The following is a 14,600-nucleotide window of genomic DNA, read 5'->3' as shown; positions in this document are numbered from 1 at the left end:
GGGATGGGCCGTCCCGCTCCTCGCGGTCCGCTCCGAAGTGGCACGCATAGCCAGTGTCCGCTGAGGGCTTCCACCATCCCCTCTCGCTTGCTGCGGGTGACTATACTTAACTCCATCAACACAGTTTGCTCTGATATTTTATCATCTTTTTTTGACTTGTCAAGAGTGGACACAATTTTCTCTTTCCCGAAAACCTTCTATTGACAAGAATGAAAAAATGTGCTAGGATAGTTTTCGCCTCTGATTGGAAAAGATGAGGAGAGATGTCCGAGTGGTTTAAGGAGCCGGTCTTGAAAACCGGTGACTCGCAAGAGCCGTGGGTTCGAATCCCACTCTCTCCGCCACTTTTCATCCCAAACAATAGAATCCACCCGAAATGCTTATCGCCATGCAGAAGTACCCAAGTGGCTATAAGGGGCTCCCCTGCTAAGGGAGTAGGCGGGTAAAACCGTGCGGGGGTTCGAATCCCCCCTTCTGCGCCACGTGGCCGCAAAGTGAACTTTGCGGCCACGTTTTTTATTTTCCAACGGAAATTGGCTCTTGGATACCACCTCCCCAGGAAGCTCTTGCCCCATGCACCTTAGATTTCCATGGGGCATACTATGGCTTGCAGTATCTTGTAAAGGAGGTTCAACCCTTGGAAACTGCCAGAATGGAACAGATGAAAGCCCGTGTCATTTGCCAGGAATGCGGTGACCGGATGCTCGTCTGCGACTGCTCCACCTGCCAGCAGGTTATGGTGCATACCGATCAGGCCTGCTGCTTCTCTGCAGGGGAGCTTGTCTGCATCGAATACAGCGGAGCCATGACTATGAGTCTCCCGCCCCAGGTTTCTGCCAGCCGCATTTGGCGCATCGGCTGCTGCTGACGAAAAAACAGCCTGCTCAAAAAGCAGGCTGTTTTATTTTTTTATTTTGTGATGCATAGTTTCCCGTTTTTTTCTCAAACTACCATCGTATCCCAATGATAAAAGGAGGTCATTGACCATGCAGCCCAATCATCGTAATCCTCAGAGCAAGCCGTCCGCCCAGGACAGCCAGATCCAAAAGCCTCAGTCTCCCAACCGCCAGAAGGGCCAGAAGAGCAGTCAGTCTCCCGAGGCCCGCTGACCCGATCTCCTCTCGTCTCTTCCCTTCCTTTGCCTCCGGCTCGCGGCTTGCCGCGGACTGGAGGCTTATTTGTTCCTCTGCCTTGAAATCCTTAAATATATTTTAAAAATTTCTCTCTTGCAACTTAATCAGTCTATGCTATCCTAGTGTTGTGACTGAACAAGGGAGGTCGGAACACCATGTACAATATTTTGATCTGCGATGACGATCGGGATATCGTCTCTGCATTGGATATCTATTTGTCCAGCGAGGGCTACCAGACGGTAAAAGCGTATAACGGCAAAGAAGCTCTGAAAGCCGTGGAGCAAAACAACATTCACCTGATTCTGATGGATATTATGATGCCGGAGCTGGATGGCATCCGCACCACAGCCAAGCTCCGGGAAGGAAGCAATGTGCCCATTATTCTGCTCACCGCCAAAAGTGAGGACGCGGATAAAATCCTCGGTCTGAACATCGGCGCGGACGACTATATTACCAAGCCCTTCAACCCCCTGGAGGTGATTGCCCGCGTCAAGTCCCAGCTGCGCCGCTACACCACGCTGGGAGGAGCGGACAAGGGTCCCGGTCTCATTTCTGTGGGGCCCATTTCTATGGACGACGGAGCCAAACAGGTAACGGTAGACGGTGAGCCGGTGGCACTCACCCCCATTGAATACAACATCCTTAAACTGCTTCTCTCCCATCCCGGCCAGGTCTTTTCCTCTTCGCAGATCTACGAACAGGTCTGGAATGACCCGGCCTACGGCTCAGAAAACACGGTGGCCGTCCACATCCGTCACCTCCGGGAGAAAATTGAGATCAACCCCGCCGACCCCCGCTACCTCAAGGTAGTCTGGGGACTGGGCTATAAAATCGAAAAGGGGGCCAACTGATGGGAAAGCTGCAAGAGAGCCTGGTTGGCAAGTCTGTGGCTGTCCTGCTTTTGCTCATTTCTGCCTTTTGCAGCGGTCTGTTCGCCTGCAGGACCTTCATCCTGCTGCCCATGGTTAACAGCAGCGCCTGGCAATATACCACCTATTTTCAAACTTTTTTGGAGCAGCGGCAGTATCAGGTGGTATCCTACTTTTCCCTGACCCAAGATTTGGAAGACCCTGATCTGAGCTACATGGACCGCCGCCAATTACAGGACAGTTTGGACCAGCTGAAACAGACTTTGGACAGCCAGTCCACTTGGTTCCGCTATCAGGTACGTTCCTCTGACGGCTCTGCTGTCCTTGCCTCTAATCTCCCGGATGGTACGGAACTAAACCAGGTGGTCCCTACCGTCTATTACGCCTCCTTTACCCCCGGCGAATCCACCCTCTCCCACAGTGTTATGGTGTATGAGGACTACAGCACCGACACTACCATTTCTGTTTACCCCGAGGATATAACTGACGTTTCCTCTCTTCCGCCAGTGGTCATTGAATGTGGGATCGACCGGAATGTGGATTTGTCCATATTAGATGAATTTTCCCTGCTTGCCAATGAATACACCAGCGCTGAGAAAAACTTCCCCATCTACATCACTTTATCCGCTGTTTCTTTGGGCGTATGGATCATCGCCTTGCTGTTTTTCCTGTGGAGCTCCGGTCACAAGGCCGGGCATGATGGGGTTATTTTGTCCTGGCAGGACCGCATCATTTCGGAGGCCTATTTTCTCATCATTGCCTGTCTAGTAGCCCTGCTCCTTTATGGTGCTACGTTGTTGGCCGACTATTTCTCGATCTATCTTTATAACTTCTACCCCATGCAAAATTCAGACCTGTGGCTGTTCTTCGCCGCCGCTGCCGTCTTGGTATGCCTGTTATCCTTGATACTGGTCTTGTTCCTGCGCACCATCACCGTTCGCCTGAAAGCTCATTCTCTGGCAAAAACTACCTTGCTGTGTGTGATATTCAGCTGGATTTGGCGGGCTTTGCGAGATTTTTTCCTCTACCTGCCTTTGTCCTGGCGCACAGCTGTGGCCTTTTTGGGTTATCTGCTCATTAAGGCTCTGTTTCCCTCCCTCTTCGGCTTTTATAATCCCATTCCCCATGCGATTCTCAACATTTTGGTCCTGCTGGCCCTGTGCCGCTGGACCGTGTGCTTAAGCCGCCTGCGTCAGGGCAGCCAGGCCATTGCCGCAGGGAACCTCAACCACCAGATCGACACCTCCCGCATGCCCCATGATCTCCGGGCCCTGGGGGAAGACATCAATAACATCTCTGACGGCCTGGCGGGAGCGGTGAATGAAAAAATGAAGAGCGAGCGCTTTAAGGCTGAGCTGATCACCAACGTATCCCATGACCTGAAGACACCTCTCACCTCCATTATAAATTATGTCAACCTTCTGAAAACCACTCAGCAGACCGACCCAAAGGCCCAGGAATACATTGAAGTGCTGGACCGCAAGTCCCAGCGGCTGAAAAAGCTGACGGAGGATCTGGTGGAAGCCAGCAAAGCGTCCACCGGCGTACTGAGTGTCAACCGGGAGAAGATTGGCATGGCCCAACTTATTGACCAGGCCTTGGGCGAGTGGACGGAAAAGCTGGAGGAACGGCATCTCTCCGTCGTATCCACCATTCCCGAAGGGGAAACCTGGGTCTATGCAGATGGCCGTCACCTCTGGCGGGTCATTGACAATCTGCTGTCCAACTGCGCCAAATACGCCATGGAGGGCACCCGGGTGTATTTGGACCTGGTGCGCGGGCGCGGTCAGGTGACCTTGTCGGTGAAAAATATCTCCCGAGAAGCCCTGAATATCCCGCCGGAGCGGCTGATGGAGCGCTTTGTCCGGGGCGACGAATCCCGGACCACTGAGGGCTCCGGTCTGGGACTGTCCATTGCCCGCAGCCTGACCGAGCTGCAGGGAGGTACCTTTGAGCTGACCGTGGATGGCGACCTGTTCAAAGCCTCTGTCACACTTCCCCAGGCCAACTGACCGTTCATCCATGCATCATGGCGGCGCCGCTCGTAAGGAGCGGCGCCGCATTTTTCCAGCTATTCAGATCGCCTGGAGGAACGGTTGGATCGCCGCAGGGAGTTTTCTCCCTGTCCCCTTCTTGACGTTCCTTTTTCTTTCCTTTATAGTGTATGGGATAGGATGATAAAATGGAGGATCCGCCATGGATGTATGTGATATCAACCAGATAAAGGCTCTGCTGGCCCGGCACGGCTTTCGTTTTTCCAAGTCCATGGGACAGAATTTTCTTATCCAGGACTGGGTCCCCCGGGACATCGCCCAGGCCTCGGGTGCCGGTCCTGATACCGGTGTGCTGGAGGTTGGGCCCGGCATCGGTCCCCTCACTCGGGAGCTTTCTGACCGGGCTGGACGGGTGGTAAGTGTGGAGCTGGACCGTTCCCTGCTGCCCATATTGGCGGAAACCCTGGAGGGACGGGACAACGTGGAAATTCTACCCGGGGACATTTTAAAGCTGGACCTGCCCACTCTGGTCCAGGAAAAATTCCCCGGCCTGACCCCCATCGCCTGCGCCAACCTCCCCTACAACATTACTACCCCCGTTCTCACCGCCTTTCTGGAGGCGGGATGCTTTGCCCGCATTACGGTGATGATCCAGCGGGAGGTGGCCCGCCGCATCTGCGCCGCCCCCGGTGAGGGAGACTACGGAGCCTTTTCTCTCTACTGCCAGTACCACGCCCAGACCGAGCTTCTCTTCGACGTTCCCCCGGACTGCTTCATTCCCGCCCCCAAGGTGACTTCCTCGGTGCTCCGCCTCACACCCCGGCCCGCCCCCCAGGAGGTGGACGACCCGGACCACTTTTTCCAGGTGGTGAAGGCTGCCTTCGCCCAGCGGCGCAAAACCTTGGTCAACAGCTTGAGCGCCGCCCTGCATACTCCCCTTTCCAAAGAAGCTCTGACCCAGGTCGTCACCAGCTGTGGCTTCCCCGAGACCATCCGCGGAGAGCGGCTTTCCATCTCCCAATTCGCCCTTTTGTCTAAGGCGCTGCGTCAGGCGGAGGGCAGGTAATCTCCCTTTGTGTTGGATGCTAAATGATAGCAAAAATGCAATAATGTTTATAAGCAAATTGCAGGTACTTGGGGAATTGACTTTATTTCCCACACCGTGTATTATAAATGATGTTTGGGACTTCCCTTCGCCGGCCGTGCTGCATGCGGCCGTTGGAAGATCATTCTTAAAAGACTATTACAGGAAAGAGGTCGTACATCATGGCAAACATTGATTTGAGCAAGTACGGTATCACCGGTACCACCGAGATCGTCTACAATCCCTCTTACGAGACTCTGTTTGAGGAGGAGACCAAGCCCGGTCTGGAAGGCTATGACAAGGGGCAGGTTACCGATCTGGGGGCCGTCAATGTTATGACCGGTATCTACACCGGCCGTTCCCCCAAGGACAAGTTCATCGTTATGGACGAGGTCTCTAAGGACACCGTGTGGTGGACCTCTGATGAGTTTAAAAACGACAACAAGCCCGCTTCCCAGGAGGCTTGGAAGGCCTGCAAGGATCTGGCCATCCAGGAGCTGTCCAACAAGAAGCTGTACGTGATGGACGTCTTCTGCGGCGCCAACAAGGACACCCGCATGGCCATCCGCTTCATCATGGAGGTGGCTTGGCAGGCTCACTTTGTCAAGAACATGTTTATCCAGCCCACCGAGGAGGAGCTGAAGAACTTCCAGCCTGACTTTATCTCCTACAACGCCTCCAAGGCCAAGGTGGAGAACTACAAGGAGCTGGGCCTCAACTCTGAGACCGCTGTTGTCTTCAACCTCACCTCCCGTGAGCAGGTCATCCTGAACACCTGGTACGGCGGCGAGATGAAGAAGGGCATGTTCTCCATGATGAACTACTACCTGCCCCTGAAGGGCATGGCCTCCATGCACTGCTCCGCCAACACCGATATGAACGGCGAGAACACCGCTTTGTTCTTCGGCCTGTCCGGCACCGGCAAGACCACCCTGTCCACCGATCCCAAGCGTCTGCTCATCGGTGATGACGAGCACGGCTGGGACGACAACGGCATCTTCAACTTTGAGGGCGGCTGCTACGCCAAGGTCATCAACCTGGACAAGGACTCTGAGCCCGACATCTACAACGCCATCAAGCGCAACGCCCTGCTGGAGAACGTCACCGTGGACGCCGAGGGTCACTGCGACTTCAACGACGGCTCCGTCACCGAGAACACCCGTGTCTCCTACCCCATCGACCACATTGAGAAGATCGTTCGTCCCGTCTCCTCCGGCCCCGACGCTCAGAACGTCATCTTCCTGTCTGCCGACGCCTTCGGCGTGCTGCCCCCTGTGTCCATCCTGACCCCGGAGCAGACCCAGTACTACTTCCTGTCCGGCTTCACCTCCAAGCTGGCCGGCACCGAGCGCGGCATCACCGAGCCCACCCCCACCTTCTCCGCCTGCTTCGGCCAGGCCTTCCTGGAGCTGCACCCCACCAAGTACGGTGAGGAGCTGGTGAAGAAGATGAACAAGAGCGGCGCCAAGGCCTACCTGGTCAACACCGGCTGGAACGGCACCGGCAAGCGCATCTCCATCAAGGACACCCGCGGCATCATCGACGCGATCCTGGACGGCTCCATCCTGAAGGCTGAGACCAAGACCATCCCCTACTTCAACTTTGCCGTTCCCACCGAGCTGCCCGGCGTGGACACCAACATCCTGGATCCCCGCAATACTTACGCCAACCCCGAGGAGTGGGATACCAAGGCTAAGGATCTGGCCTCCCGCTTCGTGAAGAACTTCGCCAAGTACACCACCAACGAGGCCGGCAAGGCCCTGGTGGCTGCTGGCCCCAAGGCGGAGTAATCTCTCTTTCTAATACGCTTTCAGGGCGCCGCGCCGCGGCGCCCTGCTTTTTCTCCGAGAGGATGTGACACCGTGAAACGCTATCAAATGTCTGAATCTCTTCCCGTCGGTCTGCTTCTGGCCATGGCCGGCGGAATTTTGGACGCGTATACCTACCTCAACCGTGGGCAGGTCTTTGCCACGGCAGAGACCGGTAACCTGGTTCTGCTGGGCGTGAATCTCTCCCAGGGGCGGCTGGACCGGGTGGTCTACTACCTGCTGCCCATCCTCTCCTTTGCCGCCGGCGTGCTGGTCACGGAGCTGCTCCGCCGCGCTATGGGGCCAAACGCCGGACGGCTGCACTGGCGGCAGCCTATCCTCCTCACGGAATGTGCGGTCCTGGTGCTGGTCTCTCTGCTTCCCCTGGGCACCTTAGACCCCTTGGCGAACATGCTTATTTCCTTTACCAGCGCCATTCAAATTGAGTCCTTCCGCCAATTTCAAGGCTGTGGCTGTGCCACCACCATGTGCACTGGAAACCTGCGCAGCGGCACCGAGCATTTGTTCCGTCACCTCACCTCTCCCGGCAGCCAGTCGGGCCAGAAATCCATCCTCTATTACGGCCTGATTCTGGCCTTTGTCTGCGGGGCGGTAACCAGCGGTCTGGTCACTCCCTTCTGGGGCGGACGGACGGTGCTGTGCGCCTGTATTCCCCTTCTGGGCGCCTTCCTGCTCATGTTCCGGGAGGCCCACGAAGAATGATCCGCCCCTTTATCCCGGTCTTTCTTCTCTGAGACCAAATTTAGCAAGGAGATCACCCATGGATACTATGATCCAAACCCTGGCCCAGGAACTGGGCCGCCCCGCTCAACAAGTGGAAAATGTGGTCAAGCTCATTGACGAGGGGGCCACCATTCCCTTTATTGCCCGTTACCGGAAGGAGCTCCACGGCTCCATGGACGACCAGCTGCTGCGCCAGCTGGCGGACCGGCTGCAGTACCTGCGCAACCTGGAGGCCCGTAAAGAGGAGGTTCGTTCCTCCATTGAGGGGCAGGGAAAGCTGACCCCTGAGCTGGCTGAAGCCATTGCTTCCGCTGCCACCCTGGCAGAGGTGGAGGACCTCTACCGTCCCTACAAGCAAAAACGGCGCACCCGAGCCACCATTGCCCGGGAAAAGGGCCTGGAGCCCTTGGCCACCCTTCTCTTTGCCCAGGAACGGGACTGCCCCGCTCCCTTGGATGCAGCCGCGGACTATGTCAATCCCGAGGTTGGGGTAGATTCCCCAGAAGATGCCCTTCAAGGTGCCAACGCCATTGTGGCTGAGTTGATTTCCGATGACGCCGCCATCCGGAAAACACTGCGGGAGCTGATGCTCCGCCGCTCCTTCCTGGTTTCCGCCACCGCTCAGGAGGAGGACAGTGTCTACCGCCTCTATTACCAGTTCAAGTCCCCCATCAGCCGGCTCCAGGGGTATCAGATTTTGGCCATCAACCGTGGGGAACGGGAGGGCTTTCTCAAGGTGAGCATTGTCACCGACCGGGAACTGGCTCTGCCTGTGCTGCGCCGGGCCGTGGTGCGTCCCGGCTCCCCCGCCATGGAGTTTGTGAAGGTGGCCGCTGAGGACGCCTATGACCGGCTGATTTATCCCTCCCTGGAGCGGGAGCTGCGCTCCTCCCTCACCGAACAGGCCGACGAGGGGGCCATCCATATGTTCGCTTTGAACCTCAAGCCCCTGCTGATGCAGCCTCCGGTAAAAGGGAAGGTGACCATGGGCCTGGACCCGGGCTACCGCATGGGGTGTAAGGTGGCAGTGGTGGACCCCACCGGCAAGGTGCTGGACACCGCCGTGGTCTATCCCACTTACGGAGAGCGGCAGAAGCAGGAGTGCATTGCCAAGCTCTCCGCCCTCATTCAGAAACACCACGTGGAGCACATTGCCATCGGCAATGGCACCGCCAGCCGGGAAACAGAACAGATGACAGTGGAGCTGATTCGCCAGGTGGGCGGCGGGGTCTCCTACATGATCGTCAGCGAGGCAGGGGCCTCCGTCTACTCCGCCTCCAAGCTGGCCGCCGAGGAGTTCCCTCAGTACGACGTAAACCTGCGCAGTGCCGTATCCATTGCCCGCCGTCTCCAGGACCCCTTGGCTGAGTTGGTGAAGATTGACCCCAAAGCCATCGGGGTGGGACAGTATCAGCACGATATGCCCCAGGCCCGTTTGGGTGAGGCCCTGGACGGCGTGGTGGAGGACTGCGTCAATGCTGTCGGCGTGGATGCCAACACCGCCTCCCCCTCCCTGCTCCAGCGGGTATCCGGCCTGACCGCCACAACAGCGAAAAACCTGGTGAAATACCGGGAGGAGAACGGTACCTTTACCACCCGCAAGCAGCTGCTGAAGGTCCCTAAACTGGGCCCCAAGGCCTTTGAGCAATGTGCCGGCTTTATCCGGGTCCCGGAGAGCAAGCAGGTGTTGGACCACACTGGCGTGCACCCGGAGAGCTACGCCGCAGCGGAAGCCCTTCTGCAGCAGTGCGGCTATACTCTGGCGGACGTGCAGGCGGGGAAACTGGACCAGCTGCGGGACCGGGCTCAGGCTGCCGGTATGGAACAGCTGGCTGAGATCTGCGGAGTGGGTGTCCCCACTCTGGAGGACATCATCAAGGAACTGCTCAAGCCCGGCCGAGACCCCCGGGATGAACTCCCTCCCCCCATTCTCCGCACCGACGTCATGGAGGCCAAGGACCTCAAGCCCGGAATGGAGCTGCAGGGCACGGTGCGCAACGTCATTGACTTCGGCGTCTTTGTGGACATCGGAGTACACCAGGATGGGTTGGTCCACATCAGCAAACTCCCCCGCCGGGTCCGTCATCCTTCGGAATTACTTACCGTGGGAGATATTGTTACGGTATGGGTTCTGGAGGTAGATGAAGCGAAAAAACGCATCAGCCTAACCATGCAAAAGCCCTAACTTTTCCAGCGCGCGGCTATATTAGCCGCGCGCATTTCCTTTCTTCCCCTTGCTCTCCTCCCCTAGAAGCGTTAAACTGATGCCGGAAACCAAAAGCAAAGGAGGCGCTCTATGTACCCTTCCGCTCTGATCGACCTGCACTGTGACACCCTCACCGCTTTCATGGCCCCCCACCGCTGCCCGGACACCTTGGACAATCCCCTGGCCGCTTTTTCCCTGTCCAACCTGCCCGACGGCATCCACTGGTGCCAATGCTTTGCCATTTTTGTGCCAGATGGCCTCTCCCAGCCAGAGGCTTTGGCCTACTACCGCCGCCACGCAAGCAGCTTTCAGCGACAAATGGGCTGTTTTTCCTCCCGGGTCTCCCCTTGCCGCACGGCCGGGGATATACAAGCCGCCTGGTCCGCCAAGAAAACCGCCGCCTTCCTCACGGTGGAAAACGGAGCAGCTCTGGGAGGTGACCTGAACCAAGTGGAGGAGCTGGCCCGGGATGGAGTTCGGCTGCTCACACTGACCTGGAACGCACGCAATGAAATTGCCTCCGGCGTCTCTGCACCGGGTGGGCTGACTCCCTTTGGACGTTCCCTCCTCCCTCTTTTGGAGCAGGCCAATATCATCATTGACGTCTCACACCTGAACGACGATAGCTTTTGGGACGTCATGGAGGCCACTCATGCCCCTCTGGTGGCCTCCCACTCCAATGCACGGGCGGTCTGCCCTCACCGGCGCAATCTCACCGATGACCAAATCCGGGCCATTGTGGAGCGGGGCGGGCTGATTGGTATCAACTACTATACCCACTTTCTCCGCCAGGAGGGTCTGCCTCAGCCGGAGGACCTGTATCGTCACGTATCCCATTTTCTATACCTGGGGGCAGAACATTGTCTGGCTCTCGGCTCGGATTTTGACGGAGCCGATCTGCCATCCTGGCTGCAGAGCCCAAAGCAAGCGGCGGGACTCTATGACGAACTCATCCATCATGGCTTCTCCGCCTCCTTCTGCGATCAGCTGATGTGGGGCAACGCTCTGGCCTTCTTTCAAAAAAATCTTCCAGCAAGTTGAAAAACTCCCCCTTTCTCAGTATACTGGCATTAAAGCCAGAAGAAAGGGGGAGTTCACGCCATGGAGGAGCTGGATTTTCTGGAAGAATACCAGGAGGGAAACCGAATTGAGGCAAAGCGCTCCCAGGGCGGTCTGCCCCGCAGCCTGTGGGAAACCTATTCCGCCTTCGCCAACACCTTGGGCGGGGTGATTCTTCTGGGCGTTGCCGAGGCGGAGGATAAGTCCCTCTATTCGGTCCCTCTCTTTGATCCCCAGGAGTTGGTGGATGAGTTTTGGTCTATGGTTCGTGACCCAGCCGTAGTCAGCGCCAATTTGCTCCAGCCGGAGGATGTGCAGATCCTACGCAGCGACGGCAACCCTATCATAGCCATTTTCGTTCCCCGGGCCGATTTTCGCCACCGCCCTGTCTACCTGGGCTCCGACCCCTACACCGGAACTTATTACAGGCGAGGGGACGGAGATTACCGCTGCCCCCGACACGAGGTAGAAGCTATGCTCCGCGACCGGGATGACCCCTCCCCCCTACCCGGCACTCACTTTCTCCAAACAGAAAAGGACCTGGACAGCTAATCTGTCCAGGTCCTTTTTTAACTCTCCATATGCCGTCCCAGGAATGCAGCAATCGATTGCGCCAGCTTGTATTCCACCTCGCCGCCCACTGCGTCTCCATCCCGGCCCGCAAATACCACACAGCCCAGCACGTCTCCTTCCGACAGGATAGGTGCCGCTGTATTCAGGGTAAATTCCCCCTCTCCATCGCACAGGGGAATCCCTGCCTCGCCCGACTTGCGTTGGTAAATCTGTCTTCCCTCCATCAGGCGTTCCAGTTCATGGGAGATGGAATGGTCCATCAGTTCCCGGCGTGGAACCCCTGCCACCGCAATGCAGTTGTCCCGGTCTGTAATAACTGTCACCTGTCCAGTGGTTCGGTTCAACGTCTCACACAGTTGTCCGGCAAAATCCACTAATCCTCCCATCAGAGAGTATTTCTTAAAAATCACGCCGCCGTCTTTATCCGTATAAATCTCCAGCGGGTCGCCATCTCTGATAACATTGGCATGGAACACCTTGTCCGGACGCTTGCTGGACGTCTGGACTAGGGTGACGGGCTCGATATGTCCCATGCCCTCCTTAAAATTTACGGTGTCCCCCTGGGCGGCTGCCATGGCGGCCACCGTCTCCGGCTCCTCCTCGGGAAGGGTACCGGCGTGGAGGATGGAATCGATGTCGGCCTTCAGCTGGATCTCCAAGTGGTCCTCGTAGACCTTGATCTTCTCGATGATGAGCTGTAAATCCTGCCGGTCCAGGTGCTCCTTGTTTAAAATGTCGTCAAAAACCTCCAGGGCCGTTTTGGCCACCCGGTTGACCTGGAGAATAGTGTTGCGCTTGTCGGTGGCCATGCGGAGCTGGTTCTGGATCCCCTCGATGCGGCTGAGCAGGTCGGCCTCCAGCTCGTCGTAGGTCTCCTCCAAAATCTCCTCCCGCTCCGGGTGCTTCATCAGGTCCCGCACCCGCTGGCGCTTGGTGGCCTTCAGCTCCTCCTGGAGGTCGGCCAGGATGTCCTCCAGGTTGGCGGCGCTGCGCTCCGTCTCCGCCACGTCCTCCCGCTCCCGGGCTAAGTCCTCATTAAGTCGCTCCAGCATGGCCTTGGAGTTGTCTCTCACCTTGCGGACATAGGTTTTCAGCAATTCATCCAGCTTGTCCACCCGGATGTGGTGACTGGTACAGCCGGATAGCCCCCGGCGGTGATAGGTGCCACAGGTGTAGGCGGGGCGCAGGTCGGAGCGGCTCATGGCAAACATGGGCGCACCGCAGTCCCCGCACTCCAGAAAGCCGGAGTAGACATTGTCGTTCTTCTTCTGCCCCCGGTAGTTGGAGCGGGTCCGCTGCTGCCGCAGGGCCCGGGTGGTGGCAAAGGTGCGGTAGTCGATGATGGGCTGGTGGTGGTTTTCGATGACGATCTGCTCCACCTCGTCTCGCTTGATGTCCTTGCCGTTGATCTTGGCCCGGGTGTACTTGCCCTGGCGCAGCGTGCCGATGTAGAAGTCGTTGTCCAGAATACCCTGGATGGTGACAATGGCCCAGGCGCTCTTCACCAGGCGCTTGCACTCCTCCCCTGCCGCCTCCTTCCGCAGCTGCTCCGACATGCGGGGAGTGGGAATCCCCTGGGCGGTGAGGTAATTGGCGATCTTCTTGTAGCCCCAGCCCTGGTCGTTGTAGAGGCGGAAAATCTGCCGCACCACCTCCGCCTCGGTGGGCACCACCTCAAACTGCTTCTGCTTGTTGAGGATGTACCCGTAAGGGGCGGCGCACAGCCATTCCCCGTCCTGCTGACGGCGACGGACTACCGAACGCACCTTCTTGCTGGTGTCGGTGACGGGCATCTCGTTGAGGAGAAACTGGAACTGGATCTTCAGCCAGTCATCGTCGTTGGGGAAGTCGATGCCGTCCCCGATGGAGATGATCCGCACCCCTGCGTCCCGCAGGTCCTCCAGCTCCACCAGGCCCCGGCTGTTCCGGCGGGAGAAGCGGGAGAAATCCTTGACGATTAGGATTTCATATTTGTGGCTCATCAGGCCCTTCCGCATGGCCTGGTAGCCCTCCCGCTGCTCGAAAGTGTACCCGGACCGGTCCCGGTCTTCGTAGAAGGTGAGGGTGCTGCCGGGAAACTTCTGCTTCACAAAATCCTCGATGATGGCCTTCTGGTTCTCGATGGACACGTTGTCCCGGTCCAGCTCGTCGTCCACTGAAATACGGGTATAGCCCGCGATAGTAAAACGCTCTATCAATATAAATCACCTTTTTATTTTCTTTATAGATAATATTGTACATAAAAAATGAAAAAAAGCAAGTGCAAAAAGTTGGATTTCATATGTCCATTCTGCCTAATCTGCGTTCCAGATCAAAAATTATTTGCTATCTATCTGGTACAGCAATATAATTTATTTGATTTGTAATAAGTAACATTTATACCGCAAAAAATTGTTTAGTTTGTAACTTTTAACTGGCCTATTTCATCCACAGATTAGAAAAAAGGAGGATTCCATTACCATGCAATGGAAGAAAGGGATGGCTGCCGCTTTGGCTGCCTGTTTCTTAGCCGGAACGTTTCCCATGGGAGCTTTAGCGGCAGAGGGAGACCCACTCCTGTCACGACGGTCAATCCCTTCCAGGATGTGACCAGCAGCGACTACTACTATGAGGCGGTGCTGTGGGCGGCGGAAAACGGCATCACGGCCGGCACCTCTCCGACCATGTTCGGTCCGGATGATACGGTGACCCGCGGTCAGGCCATGACCTTCCTGTATCGGGCCGCCGGATCCCCCAGTGTCTCCGGCAGCAGCTTTGGGGATGTGCCGGCGAGCGCCTACTACGCCGACGCGGTGGCTTGGGCCGCCGGCCGCGGGATCACCTCTGGCGCCGGCACTGATACCTTCTCCCCCAACAGCCCCTGCACCCGGGCACAGATCGTCACCTTCCTGTACCGGGATTGGGTATAAGCACATTCTTCCCAACGCACAGACCGGATGTCCTCCGGTCTGTGCGTTTTATTTGTCCAACGCAAAAAACACCGCTCAGTCTGCCGATCCACATCTCGTCTCGCCACAGACCTTCTCCGGCGCAAAGAATATCAGGGCCGCAGCGGAAAGTCAGTGGAAAATGAACCGCTTCCGTGGTAAAATCAGGAATGCCCCGGTCCCGTAGGACTCGTGCCGGGCCG

At 57.1% G+C, this 14,600-nt stretch carries 12 protein-coding genes and 2 tRNA genes; 13 read left to right on the top strand and 1 reads right to left on the bottom strand.

Going from position 1 to position 14,600, the window contains the following annotated elements:
• The first annotated feature begins 257 nt into the window (after positions 1 to 257).
• The 12 genes from B5E43_RS01475 (at position 258) to B5E43_RS01425 (ending at position 11,449) form a co-directional block, all read left to right on the top strand.
• Positions 258 to 344 (top strand) — tRNA-Ser (locus B5E43_RS01475).
• A 46-nt stretch (positions 345 to 390) separates the two neighbouring features.
• Positions 391 to 482, top strand: a tRNA-Ser gene (locus B5E43_RS01470).
• Positions 483 to 637: 155 nt separating this feature from the next.
• Positions 638 to 868, top strand: coding sequence for a hypothetical protein (locus tag B5E43_RS01465; protein WP_087392990.1), 231 nt, complete (start codon positions 638 to 640; stop codon positions 866 to 868).
• Between the two features lie 118 nt (positions 869 to 986).
• Positions 987 to 1,109 (top strand): hypothetical protein, encoded by a 123-nt coding sequence (locus B5E43_RS15600; RefSeq protein ID WP_275532979.1) that lies wholly within the window; start codon positions 987 to 989, stop codon positions 1,107 to 1,109.
• 179 nt (positions 1,110 to 1,288) lie between these two features.
• The gene (locus B5E43_RS01460; RefSeq protein ID WP_087392989.1) at positions 1,289 to 1,984 is read left to right on the top strand and encodes a response regulator transcription factor; all 696 of its coding nucleotides are present in this window, start codon (positions 1,289 to 1,291) and stop codon (positions 1,982 to 1,984) included.
• Positions 1,984 to 4,014, top strand: a complete 2,031-nt coding sequence (locus B5E43_RS01455; protein WP_087392988.1) for a HAMP domain-containing sensor histidine kinase — start codon at positions 1,984 to 1,986, stop codon at positions 4,012 to 4,014. The genes B5E43_RS01460 and B5E43_RS01455 overlap by 1 nt, the downstream gene beginning before the upstream one ends.
• A gap of 184 nt (positions 4,015 to 4,198) precedes the next feature.
• Positions 4,199 to 5,062: a 16S rRNA (adenine(1518)-N(6)/adenine(1519)-N(6))-dimethyltransferase RsmA gene (gene rsmA / locus B5E43_RS01450; protein ID WP_087392987.1), complete on the top strand. Its 864-nt coding sequence runs from the start codon at positions 4,199 to 4,201 to the stop codon at positions 5,060 to 5,062.
• A gap of 200 nt (positions 5,063 to 5,262) precedes the next feature.
• Complete coding sequence (pckA, locus tag B5E43_RS01445; protein ID WP_087392986.1) at positions 5,263 to 6,870, top strand: phosphoenolpyruvate carboxykinase (ATP); 1,608 nt, start codon at positions 5,263 to 5,265, stop codon at positions 6,868 to 6,870.
• Between the two features lie 72 nt (positions 6,871 to 6,942).
• Entirely contained in the window at positions 6,943 to 7,611 is a 669-nt protein-coding gene (locus B5E43_RS01440) for a YoaK family protein (RefSeq protein WP_242964661.1), read from the top strand.
• Between the two features lie 58 nt (positions 7,612 to 7,669).
• Positions 7,670 to 9,817 (top strand): Tex family protein, encoded by a 2,148-nt coding sequence (locus B5E43_RS01435; protein WP_087392985.1) that lies wholly within the window; start codon positions 7,670 to 7,672, stop codon positions 9,815 to 9,817.
• A gap of 111 nt (positions 9,818 to 9,928) precedes the next feature.
• On the top strand, positions 9,929 to 10,879 hold the full coding sequence (locus B5E43_RS01430; RefSeq protein WP_087392984.1) for a dipeptidase: 951 nt from the start codon (positions 9,929 to 9,931) through the stop codon (positions 10,877 to 10,879).
• Positions 10,880 to 10,939: 60 nt separating this feature from the next.
• A complete protein-coding gene (locus tag B5E43_RS01425) occupies positions 10,940 to 11,449 on the top strand; it encodes an ATP-binding protein (RefSeq protein WP_087392983.1) in 510 nt (169 codons plus the stop codon).
• A 17-nt stretch (positions 11,450 to 11,466) separates the two neighbouring features.
• On the opposite strand, the gene B5E43_RS01420 is transcribed toward B5E43_RS01425, so the two are convergent.
• A complete protein-coding gene (locus B5E43_RS01420) occupies positions 11,467 to 13,668 on the bottom strand; it encodes a stage V sporulation T C-terminal domain-containing protein (protein ID WP_087392982.1) in 2,202 nt (733 codons plus the stop codon).
• Positions 13,669 to 13,935: 267 nt separating this feature from the next.
• On the opposite strand from B5E43_RS01420, the gene B5E43_RS01415 reads away from it, so the two are divergent.
• A complete protein-coding gene (locus B5E43_RS01415; protein WP_087392981.1) occupies positions 13,936 to 14,379 on the top strand; it encodes an S-layer homology domain-containing protein in 444 nt (147 codons plus the stop codon).
• The last annotated feature ends 221 nt before the right edge of the window (positions 14,380 to 14,600 follow it).

It is taken from the genome of Flavonifractor sp. An100 (genome assembly GCF_002161175.1).
In the GTDB taxonomy this organism is placed as follows: Bacteria; Bacillota; Clostridia; order Oscillospirales; family Oscillospiraceae; genus Lawsonibacter.
This window is presented reverse-complemented; position numbering and strand designations above follow the sequence as displayed.